The following is a 23,947-nucleotide window of genomic DNA, read 5'->3' on the forward strand; positions in this document are numbered from 1 at the left end:
CCGAACCACCCTTGTTAGCTGCCGCACATTACAAACAGTGCCGTGGGCGCCGACAAATGGTTTTCGAGGTGGCAAAAAGGGGGCCAAGCCCCCTTTTTGCTTACTGAGTCAACGCCAGGGCGTCAATTACTCAGCTGCAGCCTGAGTTTCTTCAGCTGCGAATTCTACAGTACCGCCAGCAACGTTGTTGCGACCGCGGATCACTGCGTCAGCCATCGAACCCATGTACAGCTGGATAGCGCGGATTGCGTCATCGTTGCCTGGGATGATGTAGTCAACGCCTTCCGGGCTGCTGTTGGTATCGACAACGCCGATGACCGGGATGCCCAGCTTGTTGGCTTCGGTGATCGCGATGCGCTCGTGGTCAACGTCGATCACGAACAGTGCGTCTGGCAGACCGCCCATGTCCTTGATGCCGCCCAGCGAACGATCCAGCTTTTCCAGGTCACGGGAGCGCATCAGCGCTTCTTTCTTGGTCAGCTTGGCGAAAGTACCGTCTTCGGCTTGAACTTCAAGGTCACGCAGACGCTTGATGGAAGCACGGATGGTCTTGAAGTTGGTCAGCATGCCGCCCAACCAGCGGTGATCGACGTACGGCGAACCGCAACGTGCTGCTTCTTCAGCAACGATCTTGCCAGCGGAACGCTTGGTGCCGACGAACAGAATCTTGTTTTTGCCCTGGGCCAGACGCTCTACGAAAGTCAGAGCTTCGTTGAACATTGGCAGGGTTTTTTCAAGGTTGATGATGTGAATCTTGTTACGCGCGCCGAAAATGTACTTGCCCATTTTCGGATTCCAGTAACGGGTTTGGTGACCGAAGTGCACACCGGCCTTCAGCATATCGCGCATGTTGACTTGGGACATGATAGTTCCTTGATAAGTCGGGTTTGGCCTCCACGTATCCCAATGACCAACCAATGGCGTCAAGCCAAGGGCACCCAGGTCATCGTGTCGACACGTGTGTGGATTTAAGCCTTTCGGGGCATCCCCGGAAAGCGGCGCATTTTATACCACAGGGTGCGCAGAAACGGAACCCGAAATCTGTATTCGCACCAGGGACATGGGCGCCGCCCCCTTGGAATCGGCCCAAGGCGCACCATTGTATAGAGAGAAGCGATGCACGCCGGCGCTGAATTGCGCCATACGTCTGTTAGAATCGCGTTTTTCGGGTCGCCCATTCCACACCGGCCACCCTGTTTGTATCCGCAAGCGCCGCCGAGCGCAGAGAGAGCCTGTATGACCGTCAACCTCAAAACCCCCGAGGACATCGCTGGCATGCGCGTCGCCGGCAAACTGGCCGCCGATGTGCTGGAAATGATTGCCGAACATGTCAAACCGGGCGTGACCACCGATCAGTTGAACCAGATCTGCCACGACTACATCGTCGACGTGCAGCAAGCGATCCCCGCCCCGCTCAATTACAAGGGCTATCCGAAGTCGATCTGCACCTCGATCAATCATGTAGTGTGCCACGGCATCCCGAACGACAAGCCGCTGAAAAACGGCGACACCCTGAACATCGACGTCACCGTGATCAAGGACGGCTACCACGGCGACACCAGCCGCATGTTCCACGTCGGTGAAGTGCCGGTATGGGCCGAGCGCCTGTCGCAGATCACCCAGGAATGCATGTACAAGGCGATCGAGATCGTCAAGCCCGGCTGCCGCCTCGGCGACATCGGCGAAGTGATCCAGAAGCACGCCGAAAAGAACGGCTTCTCGGTGGTTCGCGAATTCTGCGGTCACGGTATCGGCAAAGTCTTTCACGAAGAACCACAGATCCTCCACTACGGTCGCGCTGGCACCGGCATGGAACTGAAGGCTGGCATGACCTTTACCATCGAGCCGATGATCAACCAGGGCAAGGCCGACACCAAAGTATTGGGCGACGGCTGGACCGCGATCACCAAAGACCGCAAGCTCTCGGCACAGTGGGAACACACGCTGTTGGTGACCGACACCGGCTATGAAATTTTCACGTTGCGCAGCGATGACACCATCCCGCGCATCTCTGCCTGATCAAGTAAACGCGCCCAGCCCCTTATAAAGGAAAGCCAATCGATGCCGCAGGTGGATCCCGAACTCTTCGACCGCGGCCAGTTCCAGGCTGAACTGGCCCTCAAAGCGAGTCCTGTCGCGGCGTTCAAGAAGGCGATCCGCCAGGCCCGCGAGGTCCTCGACACGCGTTTTCGTAACGGTCGCGACATTCGCCGTCTGATCGAAGACCGTGCCTGGTTCGTCGATAACATCCTGCAAAAGGCCTGGGAGCAATTTGACTGGAGCGAAGACGCCGACATCGCGCTGGTCGCGGTCGGCGGCTACGGTCGCGGTGAACTGCATCCGTACTCCGACATCGATTTGCTGATCCTGCTGGACAGCGCCGACCACGAAGTTTTCCGTGATTCCATCGAGCGCTTTCTCACCTTGCTATGGGACATCGGTCTGGAAGTCGGGCAGAGCGTGCGCTCGGTCGATGAATGCGCCGAAGAGGCCCGCGCCGACCTGACCGTGGTCACCAATCTGATGGAGAGCCGCACGATCTGCGGCCCCGAGCGTCTGCGCCAGCGCATGCTCGACGTCACCAGCACCGCCCACATGTGGCCGGCCAAGGAGTTTTTCCTGGCCAAGCGCGCCGAACAAAAGGCCCGCCACCACAAGTACAACGACACCGAATACAACCTCGAACCCAACGTCAAAGGCTCGCCCGGCGGCCTGCGCGATATCCAGACGATTCTCTGGGTAGCCCGGCGTCAGTACGGCACCCTGAACCTGCGCGCCCTCGCCGGCGAGGGTTTTCTGGTCGAAAGCGAAAACGCCCTGCTCGCCTCCTCCCAGGAATTCCTGTGGAAAGTGCGCTACGCCCTGCACATGCTCGCCGGCCGCTCCGAAGACCGTTTGCTGTTCGATCATCAGCGGACCATCGCCGGCCTGCTCGGATTTGAAGGCGACGACGCCAAGCAGGCGGTCGAGAACTTCATGCAGCAGTATTTCCGCACGGTCATGAGCATCGCCCAGCTCAGCGATTTGATCATCCAGCACTTCGAAGAAGTCATCCTCGCCCCGGAAGACGAAGCGCCGCCGCAGCCGATCAACTCGCGCTTCCAGTTGCACGACGGCTATATCGAGGCGCGCAACGACAACGTGTTCCGCCGCACGCCGTTTGCCATGCTCGAGATTTTCGTGCTGATGGCCCAGCAGCCGGAGATCAAAGGCGTGCGCGCTGACACCATTCGTCTGCTGCGCGAAAACCGCCACCTGATCGACGACAACTTCCGCAACGATATTCGCAACACCAGCCTGTTCATCGAGCTGTTCAAGTGCAAGTTCGGCATCCACCGCAACCTGCGCCGGATGAACCGTTACGGCATTCTTGGCCGTTATCTGCCGGAGTTCGGCTTTATCGTCGGGCAGATGCAGCACGACCTGTTCCACATCTATACGGTCGATGCGCACACGCTGAATCTGATCAAGCACCTGCGTAAATTGCAGTACACCCAGGTGTCGGAGAAATTCCCGCTGGCCGCCAAGTTGATGGCCAAGCTGCCCAAGCCTGAACTGATCTACATGGCGGGCCTGTACCACGACATCGGCAAGGGCCGGCATGGCGACCACTCGGAAATCGGCGCGGTCGATGCCGAAGCATTCTGCCAGCGTCACCAATTGCCAATGTGGGACAGCCGCCTGATCGTCTGGCTGGTGCAAAACCACCTGGTGATGTCGACCACCGCCCAGCGCAAGGATCTGTCCGACCCACAGGTGATCCACGACTTTGCCTTGGCGGTCGGCGATGAAACCCGTCTCGACTATCTCTACGTGCTGACGGTGGCGGATATCAACGCGACCAACCCGACCCTATGGAATTCATGGCGCGCCAGCCTGCTGCGCCAGCTCTACACCGAGACCAAACGCGCCCTGCGCCGTGGCCTGGAAAATCCGGTGGATCGCGAAGAACAGATCCGCCAGACGCAAAGCGCCGCGCTGGATATTCTCGTGCGAGGTGGCACCGACCCGGACGATGTCGAGCAATTGTGGGCGCAATTGGGTGATGATTATTTCCTGCGTCATACCGCTGGCGACGTCGCCTGGCACAGCGATGCGATCCTGCAGCAGCCGGTCGACGGCGGGCCGCTGGTGCTGATCAAGGAAACCACCCAGCGTGAGTTCGAAGGTGGTACGCAGATCTTCATTTATGCGCCCGACCAGCATGACTTCTTCGCGGTGACCGTGGCGGCGATGGACCAGTTGAACCTGAACATTCACGACGCCCGCGTCATTACGTCCAGCAGCCAGTTCACCCTCGACACCTACATTGTGCTCGACAACGAAGGTGAGTCGATCGGCGACAACCCTACGCGGGTCAAGCAGATTCGCGAAGGCCTGACCGAAGCCCTGCGTGACCCGGACGACTACCCGACGATCATCCAGCGTCGCGTGCCGCGCCAGCTCAAGCATTTCGCCTTTGCGCCGCAGGTGACGATTCACAACGATGCGCAGCGCCCGGTGACGGTGCTGGAACTGACCGCGCCCGATCGTCCGGGACTGCTGGCGCGGATCGGCGGGATTTTCCTCGAATTCGACCTGTCGCTGCAGAACGCCAAGATTGCGACCCTGGGCGAGCGCGTGGAAGACGTGTTCTTCATCACCGACGCGCACAATCAACCGCTGTCCGATCCCTTGCTGTGCAGCCGCCTGCAGGATGCGATCGTCGAGCAGTTGAGCGTCAACCAGGAACCGGATAACAAGCTGTCCCGAATCAGTATCTGAACCCATCCATTACCCCGGTGGGAAGGAACACTCCGACTTCAGCCTGTTAACCAAAACCCTTGCAGGAGTGAGCCTGCTCGCGATGGCGATGCACCAGCTTGCATAAATATCGAATGTGCGGCCCTCATCGCGAGCAGGCTCACTCCTACAGGTTCGGTGAACGGCTCAGGTCTGGAGTCTTGCCCCACATTGACCGAGGCCCCCATGAACAACGCCCTGAACCAGCTCCAGCCGTACCCGTTCGAAAAGCTGCGCGCCCTGCTCGGCACCGTGACGCCGAACCCGGACAAGCGCCCGATCGCCCTGTCGATCGGCGAGCCGAAACACCGTTCGCCAAGCTTTGTCGCCGAAGCACTGGCGAACAGTCTCGACCAGATGGCGGTGTACCCGACCACTCTCGGCATTCCGGCCCTGCGTGAAGCCATTGCCGGCTGGTGCGAGCGGCGTTTCGGCGTGCCGAACGGCTGGATCGACCCGGCGCGCAACGTGCTGCCGGTCAACGGCACCCGCGAAGCGCTGTTCGCCTTCACCCAGACCGTGGTCAATCGTGGTGACGATGCGCTAGTGGTCAGCCCTAACCCGTTCTATCAGATCTACGAAGGCGCGGCATTTCTTGCCGGGGCCAAGCCGCACTACCTGCCGTGCCTCGACGAGAACGGCTTCAACCCGGACTTCGATGCCGTTTCCCCGGACATCTGGAAGCGCTGCCAGATTTTGTTTCTGTGCTCGCCGGGCAACCCGACCGGCGCGTTGATCCCGGTCGAAACCCTGAAAAAGCTGATCGCCCTGGCCGACCAGTACGATTTCGTGATTGCTGCCGACGAGTGCTACAGCGAACTGTATTTCGACGAACAAACCCCGCCGCCGGGGCTGCTTACTGCTTGCGTTGAACTGGGTCGCCAGGACTTCAAGCGCTGCGTGGTGTTCCACAGCCTGTCCAAGCGTTCCAATCTGCCGGGCCTGCGTTCCGGCTTTGTGGCCGGTGACGCCGATATCCTCAAAGGCTTCCTGCTGTATCGCACCTACCACGGCTGCGCGATGCCGGTGCAAACCCAGCTGGCCAGCGTGGCCGCGTGGAACGACGAAGTTCACGTACGCGCCAACCGCGCGCTGTACCGTGAAAAGTTCGATGCCGTGCTGGCAATCCTCAGCCCGGTGATGGACGTGCAGCGCCCGGATGGCAGCTTCTACCTGTGGCCGAACGTGCAAGGTGACGACGCAGCATTCTGCCGCGACCTGTTTGAGCAGGAACACGTAACCGTGGTGCCGGGTTCGTACCTGTCCCGTGATGTCGAAGGCGTCAATCCGGGCGCCGGTCGGGTACGCATGGCGCTGGTTGCGCCGTTGGCCGAATGTGTCGAAGCGGCGGAGCGTATTCGCGCGTTCGTCACCCGCCACAAATAAACCGTTGCCCGCAGCAGAAGGTCTGATGCGGGCACTGCGGCGGGCTACTTCACCTGCCCCAGATTGGCCTCGCTCATGTCCAGTTCGCCAAGTACTTCTCTGAGGACGTCATCACCGATCTGGTGATGACGGCTCAGGCTGTACAACTCCAGACGCTGCGCCCGCAGCGCCTTCAAACGCAAGCGACGTTCGAGCAGATCCATCTGGAACGCCAACGCCTGAGCTTCCGCAGAATCATTGAACACGTCGAGCTGATGGCGATATTCGGACATGATCCGCGCCTTCAGTTCGGCCGCCAGTGCCGCTTGCGCGGCGTCCTGCGGGACGGCCTCTTCGGTCTCGAGGGCATGAATCGCCGCCTCGGCGGTTTTGCGCCAGGCGTCGCGCACTTCCTGACGACGCTTGTCGTCGGGACTCTTTTCAATACCTCGCAGCAGCAACGGCAAGGCAATGCACGCCGAGATCAGCGACAGCAGGATTACCCCGGCAGCGATGAATATCAGCAGATCACGCTCGGGAAACGCCTGCGCGCCGATCAACATCGGCACCGACATCACCCCCGCCAGCGTCACCGCCCCGCGCACGCCGCCGACCGTCAGCAACCAGCAGGAACGCGCGGTCGGCACTTGCGTCAGCTCGCCCTTGCCACGCAAACGGCGCAGCAGCACCGACAACCGCCAGATGCTCTGCACCCAGACAAAGCGCAGCAACACCAGCGCGAGAAAGATCGCCAGCACATCAAGGCAACGATAAAAAAGCGTTGGCCACAAGGTCGGTTCGTGGCTGACCACGGCCTTGATGATGTCCGGCAATTGCAGGCCAAGCAGCAGGAAAATCAAACCGTTGAAGGCAAACTCCAGCAATGACCAGACACTGCGATTGAGCAGTCGGGTGCTGGTCTGCCGTGGCAGCAGATCGAGCCAACTCTGCATCATCCCTGCCGCTACCGCCGAAAGAATGCCCGACACGCCGAGACGTTCGGCCAGCACATAGGCGGCGAACGGCAGCAGCAACATGAACACCACATGCGTGGCCGGATCGTCCCAGCCGCGAGCGATCATCCATGCGCGCAGGCGCCCGACCAGCCAGCTCAAGGCCACGCCGACGGCCAATCCGCCGAGGGCCACGACAACGAAACTCAGGCCAGCGTTGGTCAGTGAGAACACTCCGGTGATGGCAGCCGCAAGGGCGAACTTGAACGTCACCAGACCCGAGGCATCGTTCATCAGCGCCTCGCCCTGCAATATGTGCATCAGCGGAGTCGGCAAACGATTCTGGGCGATGGCCGAGACCGCCACCGCGTCGGTCGGTGACAACACCGCGGCCAGGGCAAACGCCACCGGCAGCGGAATTGTCGGCAATAACCAGTGAATGAAATACCCGGCGCCGACTACGGTAAACAGCACCAGCCCCACCGCCAGCGTCAGAATCGGCCCGCGCAACTGCCAGAACGCGCGCTTGGGCATGCGCCAGCCATCGGAAAACAGTAACGGTGGCAGGAACAGAAACAGGAACAACTCGGGATCGAGCGCCACATGCAGGCCGAGGGTCGGCCAGGCAAGCAAGGCGCCGGCGGCGATTTGCACCAGCGGCAGTGGCAGCGGAACGATCCGGCCGATCAGACGCGAGACGCCGACCAGCATGAGCAGGATCAGGACAGTGTAAGCAGTTTGCATAAAACGTAGATTCCGGACCATCGACAGCGTTCAATTGCCATATTAACCGCTCAGGATGCGTCTGACCGTTGCACCTATGTCACACGGTTGAGCGCCGATCCCCGGTGGGAGCCAGCCTGCTGGCGATGGCGGCCGCACAATGAGATGGATATCGACTGGCCCGACGCTATCGCCAGCAGGCTGGCTCCCACAGGTTTTGCATTGCCAGATAAAGCCAGGCGCCGCGAAACCGTTTGGTCATGGCATAATCCGACACCTTTTTTTTCCAGCACCTGCAAAGGGGGCGATTCCTTGGCCGTTTCAAGTAAAACGTTGCACCTTTTCGGCATCAAAGCCTGCGACACCATGAAAAAGGCGCGCACCTGGCTCGATGAACACGCTGTCAGCTACGATTTCCACGATTACAAGACCGCCGGTATCGACCGTGAACACCTGACCCAATGGTGTGACGAACACGGCTGGCAGACTGTGCTGAACCGCGCAGGCACGACCTTTCGCAAACTCGACGACGAACGCAAAGCCGATCTCGACCAGTCGAAAGCCATCGAACTGATGCTCGCGCAACCCTCGATGATCAAGCGCCCGGTGCTCGATCTCGGTGACCGAACCCTGATTGGCTTCAAGCCAGATATCTACGCGGCCGCTCTGAAGTAAGCAGCCCGTCACTCTTTGTAGAGGTATTCCCATGTCCCATTCTCTGTTCAGCATCGCTTTCGGTATCGGCACCCAGAACCGTCAAGGCGCGTGGCTGGAAGTGTTCTACGCTCAGCCATTGCTCAATCCTTCGGCCGAACTGGTCGCTGCCGTTGCGCCGATCCTCGGTTACACCGAAGGCAACCAGGCCATCACCTTCACCACCGCCCAGGCTGCGCAACTGGCTGAAGCGGTAAAAGGCATCGACGCCGTGCAAGGCAAGCTGCTGACCCGTCTGGCCGAGAGCCACAAGCCGCTGGTGGCGACCCTGCTGGCTGAAGACGCACAGCTGACCTCGACGCCTGAGGCCTATCTGAAGCTGCACCTGCTGTCGCACCGTCTGGTCAAGCCACACGGCGTTAGCCTGGCCGGCATTTTCCCGTTGCTACCGAACGTAGCCTGGACCAGCCAGGGCGCCATTGACCTGAGCGAACTGGCGGAAATGCAATTGGAAGCCCGCCTGCGCGGCGAGCTGCTGGAAGTCTTCTCGGTGGACAAGTTCCCGAAAATGACCGACTACGTGGTCCCGGTCGGTGTGCGTATCGCTGACGCCGCGCGTCTGCGTCTGGGCGCCTACGTCGGTGAAGGCACCACCGTGATGCACGAAGGCTTCATCAACTTCAACGCCGGCACCGAAGGCCCGGGCATGATCGAAGGCCGCGTGTCCGCTGGCGTCTTCGTCGGCAAGGGTTCGGACCTGGGCGGCGGTTGCTCGACCATGGGCACCCTGTCGGGCGGCGGCAACATCGTGATCAAGGTTGGCGAAGGCTGCCTGATCGGCGCCAACGCCGGTATCGGCATTCCGCTGGGCGACCGCAACACCGTTGAATCGGGTTTGTACGTGACAGCCGGCACCAAGGTCGCGCTGCTGGACGAGCACAACAACCTGGTTAAAGTGGTGAAGGCACGTGAGCTGGCAGGCCAGACCGACCTGCTGTTCCGTCGCAACTCGGAAACCGGTGCCGTGGAGTGCAAAACCCACAAATCGGCGATCGAACTGAACGAAGCGCTGCACGCTCACAACTAAGCACGCAGTCGACTCATTGCAGGAATGAGCCTGCTCGCGATGGCGCTGGATCAGTAGCTGTAAGGTTGACTGACACACCGCCATCGCGAGCAGGCTCACTCCTACAGGGGCAGCGTACACCCCGCCCAATTTCACAGGGCTGAACACATGATGAATCCCTCCCCCTGGCGCGCCGACTTTCCGGCCATCGCCGCTCTGCAACGGCAGGACCAGACCTATCTGGACAACGCCGCCACCACGCAAAAACCGCTAGCCCTGCTCGATGCGCTGACGCATTACTACGCCAACGGCGCAGCCAATGTGCACCGCGCGCAGCACCTGCCGGGCGCGCATGCCACGCAAGCGTTCGAAGACAGTCGGCACAAGGTTGCGCAGTGGCTGAACGCCGCTGACAGCGGGCAGATCATCTTTACCCACGGCGCCACCAGCGCGCTGAACCTTCTGGCGTATGGGCTGGAGCATTTATTCCAGCCGGGCGATGAGATTGTCATCAGCGCCCTTGAGCACCACGCCAATCTGCTGCCGTGGCAGCAATTGGCCCAGCGGCGACAGTTGAAACTGGTGATCCTGCCGCTGGACGCTGACGGTCTGATCGACCTCGCTGCTGCTGTGCACCTGATCGGCCCACGTACGCGTTTGCTGGCGGTGAGTCAGCTGTCCAACGTGCTCGGCGCCTGGCAGCCACTGACTGCTTTGCTCGGCATGGCCAAGGCGCAAAATGCACTGACTGTGGTCGATGGCGCGCAAGGTGTGGTTCACGGTCGGCACGACGTGCAAGCGCTGGGCTGCGACTTCTATGTGTTTTCCAGCCACAAGCTGTATGGCCCCGATGGTCTCGGCGTGCTGTTCGGGCGCAACGCTGCGCTGGAGCGGTTGAAGCCTTGGCAGTTTGGCGGCGAAATGGTGCTGGAAGCCAACTATCACGACTCGCGCTTCCGCCCGGCGCCGCTGGGTTTCGAGGCAGGCACCCCGCCGATTGCCAGCGTGATCGGCCTCGGCGCGACCCTCGATTATCTGGCCGGTCTGGATCAGGAGGCGGTGTCTGCCCATGAGGCGGCGCTGCATGATTATTTGCTGCGCGGTCTCGCCGCGCGCAACGGCATCCGCCTGCTCGGCAAGCCGCAACTGGCGCTGGCCAGTTTCGTCGTCGAGGGGGTGCATAACGCCGATCTGGCGCATCTGCTCACCGAACAGGGCATCGCCGTGCGCGCCGGGCATCACTGCGCGATGCCGCTGATGAAAGGCTTTGAGCTGGCGGGAGCGATTCGCGTATCGCTGGCGCTGTACAACGATTCGGAAGATCTGGAGCGCTTTTTCGAGGCGCTGGATCAGGCGCTGGAGATGTTGCGATGAGCCTGCCGCTGGAAGCGAGCGAAGCGCTGCAGACGTTTCAGAACGCGTCGGGCTGGGAGCAGCGGGCGCGGTTGCTGATGCAGTTTGGTGATCGCCTGTCGCCGATGGATGACGCAGACAAATGCGAGGCCAACCGCGTGCATGGCTGTGAAAGTCAGATGTGGCTGGTCGGCGAGTTGCGCGACGGTCACTGGCAGTTCAAGGCGAGCAGCGATGCGCGGATGATTCGCGGGTTGGTGGCGCTGTTGCTGTTGCGGGTCAACGGGTTGTCGGCCGCTGAGTTGCAGCAGGTTGATTTGCCTGATTGGTTTAATCAGCTCGGCCTGTCGCGCCAGCTATCGCCGTCGCGCAGCAATGGCCTCAATGCCGTGCTCCAGCGGATGAACGACCTGGCTCGATAAAAGCGGCTGCTTCGCAGCCATCGCGAGCAGGCTCACTCCTACATTTTGAAATGCGTTCCCCTGTAGGAGTGAGCCTGCTCGCGATAGGGCCCTCACCGGCAGCATCAAGCGTCAGGCTTGATACGATCCGAAGGCCGCCGCACCCCCGCCACAATCTTGTCCACAGCCTTGGTCGCGGCCACCATGCCGAACGTTGCCGTCACCATCATCACCGCGCCAAACCCACCCGCGCAGTCCAGTTTCACGCCGTCACCGACAAAACTCTTCTGCAAACAGATGCTGCCGTCCGGCTTCGGATAGCGCAGCTGTTCCGTGGAAAACACGCACGGCACGCTGTAATGCCGGGTCACGGTGCGCGAGAAGCCGTAATCGCGGCGCAACGTCGAACGCACCTTCGAGGCCAGTGGATCGTTGAAGGTCCGGTTGAGGTCGCACACCTGGATCAGCGTCGGATCGATCTGCCCGCCCGCGCCGCCCGTGGTGATGATCTGGATCTTGCGCCGCTTGCACCAGGCGATCAGCGCCGCTTTGGCGTTGACTGCGTCGATGCAGTCGATCACGCAGTCGATGTCCGGCGTGATGTATTCGGCCATGGTGTCACGGGTGACGAAATCGGCGACCGCATGCACGGTGCAGTCCGGGTTGATCCCGCGCAGACGCTCGGCCATTACCTCGACCTTGGGCTTGCCGACGGTGCTGTCCAGCGCGTGCAATTGCCGGTTGGCGTTACTGACGCAGACGTCATCGAGGTCAAACAGCGAAATCTCGCCGACACCGCAACGGGCCATGGCTTCCGCCGCCCAGGAACCGACACCGCCGACACCGACGATCGCCACATGGGCGGCGCGCAAGCGTTCCAGGCCTTCGATGCCATACAAACGGGCGATGCCTGCAAACCGCGGATCTTCTGTACTCATGACCATTACCCCAAAAACCGGCGCGCATTATAGGGCTACGCAGCGACAAGTTTTAAGCTGCAAGCGACAAGTGTAAGAACTTAAGTCAGAGACGACTGCCCAATGTCAGGCATTTTCCCGTCAGTTGTACGACTGGTGAAGCGCCGGTGTAGGATGCGCGCCCCTCGGGCGTCTATCCGACCGATCCTTCGTTCCACAGCCTTTGGAACCCGAAATAGCTATGTCATCGCGTAAATTTGGACTCAACCTGGTGGTCGTGCTGGCCATCGCTGCGCTTTTCAGCGGTTTCTGGGCGTTGATCAACCGCCCGGTGTCAGCGCCGAACTGGCCGGAGCAGATCTCTGGTTTCTCTTATTCGCCATTCCAGCAGGGACAATTCCCACAGAAAGATCAGTACCCGACTGACGACGAAATGCGCCGCGATCTGGAAATCATGAGCAAGCTGACGGACAACATCCGCATCTACTCGGTCGACGGCTCGTTGGGCGACATTCCAAAACTGGCTGAAGAGTTCGGCTTGCGCGTAACCCTCGGTATCTGGATCAGCCCCGACCAGGAACGCAACGAACGAGAAATCGCCAAAGCCATCGAACTGGCCAACACTTCGCGCAGCGTGGTGCGCGTGGTGGTCGGCAACGAGGCGCTGTTCCGTGAAGAAATCACTCCCGAAGCGCTGATCGTTCTGCTGGATCGGGTGCGTGCTGCGGTCAAAGTGCCGGTAACGACGTCCGAGCAATGGCACATCTGGGAGAAATACCCACAATTGGCCAAACACGTTGACCTGATCGCCGCCCACGTTCTGCCGTACTGGGAATTCATTCCGGTCGACAAGGCCGGCCAGTTCGTCTTCGACCGCGCGCGCGACCTGAAGAAGCTGTTCCCGAAAAAGCCACTGCTGCTCTCCGAAGTTGGCTGGCCGAGCAACGGTCGCATGCGCGGTGGTGCCGATGCGTCGCCGGCCGATCAGGCCATCTACCTGCGTACGCTGGTCAACAAGCTTAACCGTCAGGGCTTCAACTACTTCGTGATCGAGGCGTTTGATCAGCCGTGGAAGGCCAGCGACGAAGGCTCGGTCGGCGCCTACTGGGGCGTGTTCAACGCAGCGCGTCAGCAGAAATTCAATTTCGAAGGCCCGGTCGTCGCGATCCCGCAGTGGCGGGTGCTGGCCATCGGCTCGGTGGTGCTGGCCCTGTTGTCGCTGACCCTGCTGATGATCGACGGCTCGGCCCTGCGCCAGCGCGGTCGCACGTTCCTGACCTTTATCGCGTTCCTTTGCGGTTCGGTGCTGGTGTACATCGGCTACGACTACAGCCAGCAATACAGCACGTGGTTCAGCCTGACAGTGGGTTTCCTCCTGGCGCTGGGTGCCCTCGGGGTATTCATCGTATTACTGACCGAAGCCCATGAACTGGCCGAAGCAGTGTGGATTCACAAGCGTCGGCGTGAATTCCTGCCGGTGGTCGGCGACTCCAGCTATCGCCCGAAAGTCTCGATCCATGTGCCGTGCTACAACGAGCCGCCGGAGATGGTCAAACAGACCCTCGACGCCCTCGCCGCGCTCGACTATCCCGACTATGAAGTGCTGATCATCGACAACAACACCAAGGACCCGGCGGTCTGGGAGCCGGTGCGCGACTACTGCGCGACCCTCGGCCCGCGCTTCAGGTTTTTCCACGTTGCACCGCTGGCCGGGTTCAAGGGTGGCGCGCTGAACTACCTGATTCCGCACACCGCCAGGGACGCCGAAGTGATCGCGGTAATCGACTCCGATTATTGCGTGCATCCGAACTGGCTCAAGCACATGGTGCCGCACTTCGCTGATCCGAAAATTGCTGTGGTGCAGTCGCCGCAGGATTATCGCGACCAGAACGAAAGCACTTTCAAGAAGCTCTGTTACGCCGAATACAAAGGCTTCTTCCATATCGGCATGGTCACCCGCAACGACCGCGACGCGATCATTCAGCACGGCACCATGACCATGACCCGCCGTTCGGTCCTGGAAGAATTGGGCTGGGCCGACTGGTGCATTTGTGAAGACGCCGAACTGGGTCTGCGCGTGTTCGAAAAAGGCTTGTCGGCGGCGTATTACCACGACAGTTACGGCAAAGGCCTGATGCCGGATACGTTTATCGACTTCAAGAAACAGCGTTTCCGCTGGGCCTATGGCGCGATCCAGATCATCAAGCGCCACACCGCCAGCCTGCTGCGCGGCAAGGACACCGAGCTGACCCGCGGCCAGCGCTACCACTTCCTCGCCGGCTGGCTGCCATGGGTCGCTGACGGCATGAACATCTTCTTTACCGTCGGTGCGCTGCTGTGGTCGGCGGCGATGATCATCGTGCCGCAACGGGTCGATCCGCCGCTGTTAATTTTCGCGATCCCGCCGCTGGCGCTGTTCGTGTTCAAGGTCGGCAAGATCATCTTCCTTTATCGTCGCGCCGTCGGCGTCAACCTCAAGGATGCGTTCTGCGCGGCGCTGGCCGGGCTGGCGTTGTCGCACACCATCGCCAAAGCGGTGCTGTACGGCTTCTTCACCACCAGCATTCCGTTCTTCCGCACGCCGAAAAACGCCGACAACCATGGTTTCTGGGTGGCGATTTCCGAGGCGCGCGAAGAAGTGTTCATCATGCTGCTGTTGTGGGGCGCGGCGCTGGGGATCTTTCTGGTCAACGGCATGCCGAGCAATGACATGCGCTTCTGGGTGGTGATGCTGCTGGTGCAATCGCTGCCGTATCTGGCGGCGCTGATCATGGCGTTCCTGTCGTCGCTGCCCAAACCTGCCGCAGCGCAGGAACCGGCACCGGTCGTCTAAATCGGCACCGATGCACTAAACGGCGGCCAATGGTCGCCGTTTTGCTTTAAGATAACCGCCATTTTGCGGGGCTATCCTGATTCCTGTGGGAGCCAGCCTGCTGGCGATAGCGGTGGAAACATCACCGTTGATTTGACTGACACACCGTCATCGCCAGCAGGCTGGCTCCCACATTTAGTCCGTGCCCACATTCATGATTCCGGAGTTTTCCATGACGGCCCACGCCGACCTTTCGCCGACCCTCCAGCTCGCCATCGACCTGATCCGCCGCCCGTCTGTGACGCCGGTCGACGCCGATTGCCAGAAGCAGATGATGCAGCGCCTGGGCGATGCCGGTTTCACGCTTGAGCCGATGCGCATCGAAGATGTGGATAACTTCTGGGCTACCCACGGCAACGGTGAAGGCCCGGTGCTGTGCTTCGCCGGCCATACCGACGTGGTACCGACCGGCCCGGTCAGCGCGTGGCAGATCGACCCGTTCAACGCGGTGATCGACGAACACGGCATGCTCTGCGGCCGTGGCGCGGCAGACATGAAAGGCAGCCTGGCGTCGATGACCGTTGCCGCCGAGCGCTTCGTCGCCGATTACCCGAACCACAAGGGCAAGGTCGCGTTCCTGATCACCAGCGACGAAGAAGGCCCGGCGCACCACGGCACCAAAGCGGTGGTCGAGCGTCTCGCTGCACGTAATGAACGTCTGGACTGGTGCATCGTCGGCGAACCGTCGAGCACCACGCTGGTCGGCGACGTGGTCAAGAATGGCCGCCGCGGCTCGCTCGGCGCAAAACTCACGGTCAAGGGTATTCAGGGGCACGTCGCCTATCCGCATCTGGCGAAAAACCCGATCCACCTCGCCGCCCCGGCACTGGCGGAACTTGCCGCCGAGCATTGGGATCACGGCAACGATTTCTTCCCGCCGACCAGTTTCCAGATTTCCAACGTCAATTCCGGCACCGGCGCGACTAATGTGATTCCGGGCGATCTGGTGGCGGTGTTCAACTTCCGCTTCTCTACCGAATCGACTGTTGAAGGCCTGCAGAAACGCGTCGCCGATATCCTCGACAGGCACGATCTGGACTGGCACATCGACTGGGCGCTGTCCGGTTTGCCGTTCCTCACTGAACCTGGCGCACTGCTCGATGCGGTGTCGGCGAGCATCAAGACCATCACCGGGCGCGAAACCAAGGCGTCCACCAGCGGCGGTACTTCCGATGGCCGTTTCATCGCGACCATGGGCACGCAAGTGGTTGAACTGGGCCCGGTCAACGCGACCATTCACCAGGTCAACGAGCGCGTACTGGCGGCGGACCTCGATGTGCTGACCGAGATCTACTACCAGACCCTGATCAAGTTGCTCGCCTGATGCTCGCTTGCCCCCTCTGCAGTGAACCGCTCAACGCGGTGGATAACGGCGTTGCCTGCCCCGCCGGGCACCGCTTCGACCGTGCGCGCCAGGGTTACCTGAACCTGTTGCCGGTGCAGCACAAGAACAGCCGTGATCCAGGCGACAATCAGGCGATGGTCGAGGCGCGCCGCGACTTTTTGAACGCCGGGCATTACGCACCGGTGGCCAGGCGTCTGGCCGAACTGGCGGCCGGTTATGCGCCGGATCGCTGGGTCGACATCGGCTGTGGCGAGGGTTACTACACTGCGCAAATCGCCGAGGCCTTGCCGAACGCTGACGGTTACGCGCTGGATATCTCCCGCGAGGCGGTCAAACGCGCCTGCAAGCGTAATCCGGCAATCAGCTGGTTGATCGCCAGCATGGCGCGCGTGCCGTTGGCGTCGGGCAGTTGCCAGTTTCTCGCCAGCGTCTTCAGTCCGCTGGACTGGGATGAGGCCAAGCGTCTGCTGAGCGTGGGCGGAGGCCTGATGAAAGTCGGCCCGACCCGCGGCCATCTGATGGAGCTGCGCGAACGCCTGTATGACGAAGTGCGCGAATACACCGATGACAAGCATTTGGCCCTGGTGCCCGAAGGCATGGCGCTGGCGCACAGTGAAACGCTGGAATTCAAACTGACGCTGGACAAGCCCGAGGATCGCGCCAACCTGTTGGCGATGACACCTCACGGCTGGCGCGCCAGTGCCGAGCGTCGCGCGGCGGTGATCGAACAGGCCGAGCCGTTCGAGACCACCGTGTCGATGCGCTACGATTATTTCGTTGTTCAATAACTTTTGGTTCCGGGCGAGTGCCCGGGGCCGGCTAAATCCGCGAATGGATTTTTTCAGACCCGCAGTGAGGACATCCATGCGCCAACCGGATATCGAGATTTACCTGAAAGACGCCGACGTCGACCACAAGGCCATTTCCGCCTGGCTCGGCGCCGCGCTGGGCCCGTGCAGCGACTGGGTGCAGAAAGGTCAGACTTACAAGTGCAAGGCCGGCACCATCCCGGTGACCTGGCTGCCGAAAGCCGTGGGCAAGTGGAACAGCCTGTACCTGGAAAGTGACCAGACCCCATGGGACGACGACATCGCCTGCGCCCGTGCAGCCTTTGCCGCGCTGAACGTCGAAGTGCGCTGCGCACCGGGGACGTGGGTTGAAGAGGAAGGTGAAGAGACGGCCGATCGCTGGATTCGCATCAGCGCTGATGGTGAAGAAGAAATCACCTGGAAAACGGCTTAGAAGCAGCTGCAAGTTACGAGCTGCAAGCTGCAAGTTCAAGCCGAACTGCTTTGACTTGCAGCTTGTAGCTTACCGCTCGAAGCTGCTTTTAAAGGCCTATGACGTCTTCCGCCTGCAAGCCCTTCTCGCCGCTGATCACGGCGTATTCAACCTGCTGGCCTTCAGTCAGCGACCGGTGCCCTTCGCCGCGAATCGCGCGGTAGTGTACAAACACGTCCGCCCCGTCTTCGCGCTGAATGAAGCCGTAGCCCTTGGCGTCGTTGAACCACTTCACATTGCCGGTTTCGCGTGTTGCCATCTGTTCGTACTCCTTTTTTATTATTGAACGGGCTTTTCGCAGGAAAGCCTCAGCGGAACGTCAGCCTGCGTCCGACGTCCATCAAAGGGCACCGGCAACAGAGCGCCGAGTATATGACAGGTGGAAAAACTCTCAACAGGAGATTACTTCGGTGCTTTTTTGCCGATTTTCACCCAATACGGCAAACTGTCGCCCACTTGAGCAACCGCTCGGTTTTATTCACTCACGCAGAAGCCGTATGACCCGTTCCCCGTTCCGCCGTCTTGTGTTTGGCACCCTGCGCCGACTGTTGTACCTCTGGGTTCGCTCGGAGACGATCAATCAGTCGTCGTTCACCCTCAACCTCGACCGCAGTCGTCCGGTGTTCTACGTCCTGCAAAACCCTTCGCTGACCGATCTGGCCGTGGTCGACACCGAGTGCACCAAGGCCGGCCTGCCGCGTCCGGTGCTGGCCGTGTCGGTGGGTGCGCTGATCGAGCCGGCAGCGTTTTTCTACCTGACCCCGGACCCGGACTGGCTCGGTCGTCAAGACAAACGCGGCGCGCCGCCGACCTTGACCCGACTGGTCAGCGCGCTGTCGCAAAACGCCGCCGAAGATGCGCAGATCATTCCGGTCAGCGTGTTCTGGGGCCAATCGCCGGACAGCGAAAACAGTCCGTGGAAGTTGTTGTTCGCCGACAGCTGGGCGGTCACGGGCCGTCTGCGGCGCTTGCTGAGCATCATTGTCCTGGGCCGCAAAACCCGCGTGCAATTCTCCGCACCGATCCACCTGCGCGAGCTGATCGATCACAACAAGGGCCATGAACGCACCGTGCGCATGGCGCAGCGGATTCTGCGTGTGCACTTCCGCAACCTGAAAGCGGCGGTGATCGGCCCGGACATTTCCCACCGGCGCAATCTGGTCAAAGGCTTGCTCAATCAGCCGCTGGTCAAGCAAGCGATCCTCGACGAAGCCGAGCGCGAAAACATCTCCGCGGAAAAAGCCAAGGCTCAGGCCCTGCGCTACGGCAACGAGATCGCTTCGGACTACACCTACACGGCGATCCGCTTCCTGGAAGTGGTACTGAGCTGGTTCTGGAACAAGATCTACGACGGCATCAAGGTCAACCACATCGAAGGCGTGCAAGAGGTCGCTCAGGGTCACGAAGTGATCTACGTGCCGTGCCACCGCAGCCACATCGACTATCTGCTGCTGTCGTATCTGCTGTTCCGCAACGGCCTGACCCCGCCGCACATCGCCGCCGGGATCAACCTCAACATGCCGGTGATCGGCAGCCTGCTGCGCCGTGGCGGCGCGTTTTTCATGCGCCGAACGTTCAAGGGCAACCCGCTGTACACCTCGGTGTTCAACGAATACTTGCACACGCTGTTTACCAAAGGTTTCCCGGTCGAATACTTCGTCGAAGGCGGCCGCTCGCGCACCGGGCGCATGCTGCAGCCGAAAACCGGCATGCTCGCGATCACCCTGCGCAGCTTCCTGCGCTCGTCACGCATGCCGATCGTGTTTGTGCCGGTGTACATCGGCTATGAGCGCGTGCTTGAAGGTCGCACTTACCTCGGCGAACTGCGGGGGGCAAGCAAGAAGAAAGAATCGATTTTCGACATCTTCAAAGTCATCGGCGCGCTCAAGCAGCGCTTCGGCCAGGTCGCGGTGAACTTCGGTGAGCCGATCAAACTCGCCGAATTCCTCGACGCCGAGCAACCGGACTGGCGCCAGCAGCAACTCGGTCCGCAGTTCAAACCGGCGTGGCTTAACGAAACCACTAACCGCCTCGGCGAAAAAGTCGCCCGGCATCTCAACGAAGCCGCAGCGATCAACCCGGTCAATCTGGTAGCGCTGGCGTTGCTCTCGACCACGCGTCTGGCGCTGGATGATCGCGCCATGGCGCGGGTGCTGGATCTGTACCTGGCGCTGCTGCGCAAAGTCCCGTACTCGCCGCACACCACCCTGCCTGAAGGCGATGGCCGCGCGCTGATCGAGCATGTGAAGGACATGGACCTGCTCGCCGAGCAGAACGATGCGCTGGGCAAGATTCTTTATCTGGACGAACAGAATGCCGTCCTGATGACCTACTACCGCAACAACGTGTTGCACATCTTCGCCCTGCCATCGCTGCTGGCGAGCTTCTTCCAGAGCACTTCGCGCATGAGCCGCGAGCAGATTCTGCGCTACACCCGCGCGCTGTATCCGTACTTGCAATCGGAGCTGTTCATTCGCTGGACGCTGGATGAGCTGGACGGTGTGGTCGATCAATGGCTGGAAGCGTTTGTCGAGCAAGGCCTGCTGCGTTTCGAGAAGGACCTGTACCTGCGCCCGGCGCCGAGTTCGCGACATTTCGTGTTGCTGACGCTGCTGTCGAAAAGCATCGCGCAGACCTTGCAGCGTTTCTACATGACCGTGTCCCTGCTGCTCAACAGCGGCCAGAAAAGCATCAGCGCCGAAGAACTGGAAGACCTGTGCACGGTCATGGCCCAGCGCCTGTCGATCCTGCATGGACTCAATGCGCCAGAGTTCTTCGACAAGAGCCTGTTCCGTCACTTCATCCAGACGATGCTCGACCTCGACGTGCTGCGCCGCGACGAAGCCGGCAAGCTCAGCTATCACGAACTGCTGGGCGAACTCGCCGAAGGCGCGGCGAAACGCGTACTGCCGGCGGAGATTCGTTTGTCGATCCGCCAGGTTGCGCTGCATCGCAGTGAAGATGCGGCGGACCTGGTCCCCGCATTGCCGCAGGCCTGACGCAAATCCCTGTAGGAGCGAGCCTGCTCGCGAAAACGGTCGTTCAGTCACTGGAGTTTTTGACTGAACCACCGCTTTCGCGAGCAGGCTCGCTCCCACATTGAAAGGAAATTTACCCATGAAAAAATTGCTGACCATTGCCGCCGCCACGCTACTCAGCGCCTGCCAATCCACCACCCCGGCCGGCAAAGTCGGCCTCGACGGCGAAGTGTTTTACCTGCAACGCATCGCCCTGCCGCCGAGCGCGACATTGAGCGTCAGCCTGCAGGATGTTTCGCTGGCTGATGCACCCGCCGTGGTCCTCGACCAACAGAAAGGCCCCGTCAAAGGTCAGGTGCCGCTGCCGTTCCACTTGAGCTACGATCCGGCGCAGGTCAAACCCGGCCATCGCTATTCGGTCAGCGCGCGCATCGAGGTCAATGGTGAACTGATGTTCATCACCACCGAAAACCACGCCGTGCAACTCGACGGCAGCGACCCGCAGCCGCTGAAAATCCGCGTCGACGCCGTCCGCTAATTCATGTTCCGCCACAAGGAAGCCGCCATGCGCCGCCCTACCCTTCGCTTCGCCGCCATCTGCACCGGCCTGATGATCTCTGCCAACGCCCTGGCCCTGTCGCTCAGCGACCTGTCGCAACAAGACGCCGCCGGCGGCCTCAAGGATGCCCTGACCCAAGGCGCACAAATCGCCGTCAAACAACTCGGCACGCCCGGTGGCTTCAGCAACAACCCTGAAGTGAAGATCGAATTGCCAGGCAAACTTGGCAAAGCCGCTAGCAAAATGAAAGCCTTCGGCATGGGTGCCCAGGTCGAAGAACTGGAAACCGCGATGAACAAAGCCGCGGAATCCGCCGTGACCCAGGCCCAGCCAATCCTTGTCGACGCGGTGAAGAAAATGAGCGTGGCGGACGCCAAAGGCATCCTCAGCGGCGGCAACGACTCGGCCACCCAATACCTGGATAAATCCAGCCGCGAACAGATCCGCACCAAATTCCTGCCGATCGTCAAACAAGCCACCGACAAGGTCGGCGTCGCGCAGAAGTACAACTCATTCGCCGGCCAGGCCGCCGCATTCGGCGTGGTCGACGCGAAGAGCGCCAACGTCGAAAACTACGTGACTGAACAGGCGCTCAATGGTTTGTTCGAGATGATTGGCAAACAGGAAGAAACGTTGCGCCAGAATCCCGCAGCGGCGGCGACGAGTCTGGCGAAGAAGGTGTTTGGAACGCTTTAAGCGGTTACGGCGTGGGGGCGAAGCAACGCGCCTCCGTGCTTACATTTTTGTAGAGGGCTTCGTAAAAAATACACCCATTCCCGTCCCATCTTCCTTCGCTCGAAAACCTGCAATTTAATCAGTCCCTTTAATGCCGAAGCAGCCTCGGCATACGAACAGACAAAGTTTCCCGCCACATTGTTGGAAGTGAATTCTTTTGCAACTCCACTTTTTGCCACTTGATAAACCGCACGCTGTTTCTCTGTCAGTTGCTCGAAAAAGCCTGAACTGATGAGCCAGCGCTCGAAGTCTTCGGTATAGGCAACAGTTCTGCGGTAAACGTCTGTGAATCCAAGCACCGCACGCTGGATGACCGAGCACTGAAATTCGATGAAATAGGTCAGGTCCAGCTCATCCGCCTCGGTGTGTAAATAAGATCGTCCGTATTTCACCGGCGCGTTGCGCAATAGCAAACTGATCGCGATATAGCGAAAAGCTGCGAACTCGTTTTTGAACATCAACCAATAAAACAACGCCCTGGCGACCCGCCCGTTTCCATCACGAAAGGGATGTTCATAGCCCAAGGCAAAGTGCAGCGTGATTGCCTTGATCAGGGGATGCAGATAATTCTTCTCTAGTGTTGAGCCGTCGGACAGGTTGACCCAATTCGACAGTTTCTCCAGCCGCGCAACCAAACCCGCAGCAGGCGGCGGCCGATGCACGGTGTTGCCCGCGCCGTCCTGCACAACGACTTCATCATTGGCTCGGAAAACTCCGGGGGAATATTGCTCGTCATCGATCCCTTCGACACCGACCTGATGGATCGCGGCGATCAACGCCACGCTCAAGGGTTCGTGACGTTGTTCCCAGGCAAAATTCATCATCCGGTAATTACCCAGCACCATGCGCTCGTCGGAGGTGCGCGGCTGGCGCTGATGCTTGAGCATGTCCTTGGCCACCCGTGTGGTGGTGGCCGCGCCTTCCAACTGGCTACTGGCGATGGCTTCATCTTCGATCAGATCATTGAGCAGATAAGAAAAGTGCATCCGCTCACCGATCTGACTGGTCATGTAGTCCAGCGCAGCCGTACTGGTATGACGATCCACGACAGACAGGGTTTTCTGCGCCAGCGGCGTCTGCACATATTTGCTCCATTGCAACGGCTCGCCCAACGGCAACAGATTGATGTATTGCGCCGCCCGCGCCCTCTTCACCAAAGCCCAACAAAGATTCGCGTCCAACCCCGCAGCCCAGCGATAGCGCAGCGCCTCGAATGGCAGGTAACGACCCTGATCATCAAATGGTTTGAGCAACGCAAGATAATCTGCCAAGCGCTCCTTGTGGGGAGAACGAGCCAAGAGATCGAAAACAGGGTCGGTTCTGCCGCTTGATTTCGGTGGCTTCTTCATCGGGACAGACTCAAGGATCGCGGAAAACAGGAGCCGGAGTACAACATTCGATGCGCAGAGGCTCAAGATCGGAGGTTTCTGAAAAAGATGTAGGACGGTGGGAGCATGGCAGAGTAGTAATCGTCGGCTGCCCGGCCGCCTTCGCTTGCAGGCAAGCCCCCACAAAAACCGCGCCCACCATCAGGCCGAGTGCCAGCTCGCCTGCTTTTTATCTCGCTGCTGATCTTGGTCGCCGCCGCCATTGAAGGTTGAGGCTTGAAATCAGTCAAAAATCAAAAGCCCCTCACCCTAGCCCTCCCGAAACGTCGGACCGCCCGTAGGGAGAGGGGACTGACCGAGTTGTGTGGAGTAAGCGCGCCAGCATGCGATATCGAGTCGAATGCAAATTTTGAATCCAACCAAAATCGGCCCCCTCTCCCTCGGGAGAGGGCTGGGGTGAGGGGCGGATGCACCGCAGATCAAAAGCCAACCACCCGCCTCTAACCACTCAACAATGAGCGTTAGCTCGCGTGCTTTTGATCTTGCGTCACCGGCGACGTCGGAAGGCTGAGCGCAGGGATTGATCCGGGCGTGGGAGCGCAGCGACCGTCTGGCGCAGCCAGACACAGCGGAAG

The 23,947-nt window shown here is 60.3% G+C and carries 19 protein-coding genes; 14 read left to right on the forward strand and 5 right to left on the reverse strand.

What is annotated here, in order from left to right:
• Positions 1–126: 126 nt before the first annotated feature.
• The gene (gene rpsB, locus ACYYKW_RS09400) at positions 127–864 is read right to left on the reverse strand and encodes a 30S ribosomal protein S2 (RefSeq protein WP_003222119.1); all 738 of its coding nucleotides are present in this window, start codon (positions 862–864) and stop codon (positions 127–129) included.
• Between the two features lie 372 nt (positions 865–1,236).
• On the opposite strand from rpsB, the gene map reads away from it, so the two are divergent.
• From map to dapC, 3 genes are all read left to right on the forward strand, one after another.
• Positions 1,237–2,019, forward strand: a complete 783-nt coding sequence (gene map, locus ACYYKW_RS09405; RefSeq protein ID WP_090281999.1) for a type I methionyl aminopeptidase — start codon at positions 1,237–1,239, stop codon at positions 2,017–2,019.
• Between the two features lie 42 nt (positions 2,020–2,061).
• Positions 2,062–4,764 carry a [protein-PII] uridylyltransferase gene (locus ACYYKW_RS09410; RefSeq protein WP_464989969.1) on the forward strand — a complete coding sequence of 901 codons (2,703 nt, stop codon included), beginning with the start codon at positions 2,062–2,064 and terminating at the stop codon, positions 4,762–4,764.
• Positions 4,765–4,968: 204 nt separating this feature from the next.
• The gene (dapC, locus tag ACYYKW_RS09415; RefSeq protein ID WP_464989970.1) at positions 4,969–6,168 is read left to right on the forward strand and encodes a succinyldiaminopimelate transaminase; all 1,200 of its coding nucleotides are present in this window, start codon (positions 4,969–4,971) and stop codon (positions 6,166–6,168) included.
• Between the two features lie 44 nt (positions 6,169–6,212).
• On the opposite strand, the gene ACYYKW_RS09420 is transcribed toward dapC, so the two are convergent.
• Entirely contained in the window at positions 6,213–7,844 is a 1,632-nt protein-coding gene (locus ACYYKW_RS09420; RefSeq protein ID WP_093104267.1) for a Na+/H+ antiporter, read from the reverse strand.
• A 291-nt stretch (positions 7,845–8,135) separates the two neighbouring features.
• On the opposite strand from ACYYKW_RS09420, the gene ACYYKW_RS09425 reads away from it, so the two are divergent.
• From ACYYKW_RS09425 to ACYYKW_RS09440, 4 genes are all read left to right on the forward strand, one after another.
• Positions 8,136–8,498, forward strand: coding sequence for an ArsC family reductase (locus ACYYKW_RS09425; RefSeq protein ID WP_093104271.1), 363 nt, complete (start codon positions 8,136–8,138; stop codon positions 8,496–8,498).
• A gap of 31 nt (positions 8,499–8,529) precedes the next feature.
• The gene (gene dapD / locus ACYYKW_RS09430; RefSeq protein ID WP_464989971.1) at positions 8,530–9,564 is read left to right on the forward strand and encodes a 2,3,4,5-tetrahydropyridine-2,6-dicarboxylate N-succinyltransferase; all 1,035 of its coding nucleotides are present in this window, start codon (positions 8,530–8,532) and stop codon (positions 9,562–9,564) included.
• A gap of 147 nt (positions 9,565–9,711) precedes the next feature.
• Complete coding sequence (locus tag ACYYKW_RS09435; RefSeq protein ID WP_464989972.1) at positions 9,712–10,917, forward strand: aminotransferase class V-fold PLP-dependent enzyme; 1,206 nt, start codon at positions 9,712–9,714, stop codon at positions 10,915–10,917.
• Positions 10,914–11,318: a SufE family protein gene (locus ACYYKW_RS09440; protein WP_464989973.1), complete on the forward strand. Its 405-nt coding sequence runs from the start codon at positions 10,914–10,916 to the stop codon at positions 11,316–11,318. The genes ACYYKW_RS09435 and ACYYKW_RS09440 overlap by 4 nt, the downstream gene beginning before the upstream one ends.
• Before the next feature lie 104 nt (positions 11,319–11,422).
• Here the strand turns inward: ACYYKW_RS09440 and tcdA are convergent, their stop codons facing one another.
• A complete protein-coding gene (gene tcdA, locus ACYYKW_RS09445) occupies positions 11,423–12,241 on the reverse strand; it encodes a tRNA cyclic N6-threonylcarbamoyladenosine(37) synthase TcdA (protein WP_090281991.1) in 819 nt (272 codons plus the stop codon).
• A 214-nt stretch (positions 12,242–12,455) separates the two neighbouring features.
• Here tcdA and ACYYKW_RS09450 point away from each other — a divergent pair, with 214 nt between their 5' ends.
• The 4 genes from ACYYKW_RS09450 (at position 12,456) to ACYYKW_RS09465 (ending at position 17,673) form a co-directional block, all read left to right on the forward strand.
• Positions 12,456–15,047 carry a glycosyltransferase gene (locus ACYYKW_RS09450; protein WP_464989974.1) on the forward strand — a complete coding sequence of 864 codons (2,592 nt, stop codon included), beginning with the start codon at positions 12,456–12,458 and terminating at the stop codon, positions 15,045–15,047.
• A gap of 211 nt (positions 15,048–15,258) precedes the next feature.
• The gene (dapE, locus tag ACYYKW_RS09455; protein ID WP_464989975.1) at positions 15,259–16,410 is read left to right on the forward strand and encodes a succinyl-diaminopimelate desuccinylase; all 1,152 of its coding nucleotides are present in this window, start codon (positions 15,259–15,261) and stop codon (positions 16,408–16,410) included.
• Complete coding sequence (locus ACYYKW_RS09460; protein ID WP_093104285.1) at positions 16,410–17,219, forward strand: putative RNA methyltransferase; 810 nt, start codon at positions 16,410–16,412, stop codon at positions 17,217–17,219. The genes dapE and ACYYKW_RS09460 overlap by 1 nt, the downstream gene beginning before the upstream one ends.
• Positions 17,220–17,295: 76 nt before the next feature.
• On the forward strand, positions 17,296–17,673 hold the full coding sequence (locus ACYYKW_RS09465; RefSeq protein ID WP_093104288.1) for a hypothetical protein: 378 nt from the start codon (positions 17,296–17,298) through the stop codon (positions 17,671–17,673).
• 88 nt (positions 17,674–17,761) lie between these two features.
• Here the strand turns inward: ACYYKW_RS09465 and ACYYKW_RS09470 are convergent, their stop codons facing one another.
• Complete coding sequence (locus tag ACYYKW_RS09470; RefSeq protein WP_090281986.1) at positions 17,762–17,971, reverse strand: cold shock domain-containing protein; 210 nt, start codon at positions 17,969–17,971, stop codon at positions 17,762–17,764.
• Positions 17,972–18,209: 238 nt separating this feature from the next.
• On the opposite strand from ACYYKW_RS09470, the gene plsB reads away from it, so the two are divergent.
• The 3 genes from plsB (at position 18,210) to ACYYKW_RS09485 (ending at position 21,945) form a co-directional block, all read left to right on the forward strand.
• Positions 18,210–20,711 carry a glycerol-3-phosphate 1-O-acyltransferase PlsB gene (gene plsB / locus ACYYKW_RS09475; protein WP_464989976.1) on the forward strand — a complete coding sequence of 834 codons (2,502 nt, stop codon included), beginning with the start codon at positions 18,210–18,212 and terminating at the stop codon, positions 20,709–20,711.
• Between the two features lie 118 nt (positions 20,712–20,829).
• Positions 20,830–21,228, forward strand: coding sequence for a YbaY family lipoprotein (locus ACYYKW_RS09480; protein WP_464989977.1), 399 nt, complete (start codon positions 20,830–20,832; stop codon positions 21,226–21,228).
• 27 nt (positions 21,229–21,255) lie between these two features.
• Complete coding sequence (locus tag ACYYKW_RS09485) at positions 21,256–21,945, forward strand: DUF4197 domain-containing protein (protein WP_464989978.1); 690 nt, start codon at positions 21,256–21,258, stop codon at positions 21,943–21,945.
• Here the strand turns inward: ACYYKW_RS09485 and ACYYKW_RS09490 are convergent.
• Positions 21,942–23,333 carry a Fic family protein gene (locus ACYYKW_RS09490; protein WP_464989979.1) on the reverse strand — a complete coding sequence of 464 codons (1,392 nt, stop codon included), beginning with the start codon at positions 23,331–23,333 and terminating at the stop codon, positions 21,942–21,944. The genes ACYYKW_RS09485 and ACYYKW_RS09490 overlap by 4 nt on opposite strands.
• Positions 23,334–23,947: the final 614 nt, after the last annotated feature.

It is taken from the genome of Pseudomonas sp. 15C (genome assembly GCF_055484735.1).

Excerpts from the sequence above, each read along its gene's own strand:
- ACYYKW_RS09490 (WP_464989979.1), bottom strand. The coding sequence starts at position 23,333 with ATGAAGAAGCCACCGAAATCAAGCGGCAGAACCGACCCTGTTTTCGAT.
- ACYYKW_RS09410 (WP_464989969.1), top strand. The coding sequence starts at position 2,062 with ATGCCGCAGGTGGATCCCGAACTCTTCGACCGCGGCCAGTTCCAGGCT.
- ACYYKW_RS09485 (WP_464989978.1), top strand. The coding sequence starts at position 21,256 with ATGCGCCGCCCTACCCTTCGCTTCGCCGCCATCTGCACCGGCCTGATG.
- ACYYKW_RS09450 (WP_464989974.1), top strand. The coding sequence starts at position 12,456 with ATGTCATCGCGTAAATTTGGACTCAACCTGGTGGTCGTGCTGGCCATC.
- ACYYKW_RS09460 (WP_093104285.1), top strand. The coding sequence starts at position 16,410 with ATGCTCGCTTGCCCCCTCTGCAGTGAACCGCTCAACGCGGTGGATAAC.
- dapC (WP_464989970.1), top strand. The coding sequence starts at position 4,969 with ATGAACAACGCCCTGAACCAGCTCCAGCCGTACCCGTTCGAAAAGCTG.
- rpsB (WP_003222119.1), bottom strand. The coding sequence starts at position 864 with ATGTCCCAAGTCAACATGCGCGATATGCTGAAGGCCGGTGTGCACTTC.
- ACYYKW_RS09480 (WP_464989977.1), top strand. The coding sequence starts at position 20,830 with ATGAAAAAATTGCTGACCATTGCCGCCGCCACGCTACTCAGCGCCTGC.
- ACYYKW_RS09440 (WP_464989973.1), top strand. The coding sequence starts at position 10,914 with ATGAGCCTGCCGCTGGAAGCGAGCGAAGCGCTGCAGACGTTTCAGAAC.
- dapD (WP_464989971.1), top strand. The coding sequence starts at position 8,530 with ATGTCCCATTCTCTGTTCAGCATCGCTTTCGGTATCGGCACCCAGAAC.
- tcdA (WP_090281991.1), bottom strand. The coding sequence starts at position 12,241 with ATGGTCATGAGTACAGAAGATCCGCGGTTTGCAGGCATCGCCCGTTTG.
- map (WP_090281999.1), top strand. The coding sequence starts at position 1,237 with ATGACCGTCAACCTCAAAACCCCCGAGGACATCGCTGGCATGCGCGTC.
- dapE (WP_464989975.1), top strand. The coding sequence starts at position 15,259 with ATGACGGCCCACGCCGACCTTTCGCCGACCCTCCAGCTCGCCATCGAC.
- plsB (WP_464989976.1), top strand. The coding sequence starts at position 18,210 with ATGACCCGTTCCCCGTTCCGCCGTCTTGTGTTTGGCACCCTGCGCCGA.
- ACYYKW_RS09470 (WP_090281986.1), bottom strand. The coding sequence starts at position 17,971 with ATGGCAACACGCGAAACCGGCAATGTGAAGTGGTTCAACGACGCCAAG.
- ACYYKW_RS09420 (WP_093104267.1), bottom strand. The coding sequence starts at position 7,844 with ATGCAAACTGCTTACACTGTCCTGATCCTGCTCATGCTGGTCGGCGTC.
- ACYYKW_RS09465 (WP_093104288.1), top strand. The coding sequence starts at position 17,296 with ATGCGCCAACCGGATATCGAGATTTACCTGAAAGACGCCGACGTCGAC.
- ACYYKW_RS09435 (WP_464989972.1), top strand. The coding sequence starts at position 9,712 with ATGATGAATCCCTCCCCCTGGCGCGCCGACTTTCCGGCCATCGCCGCT.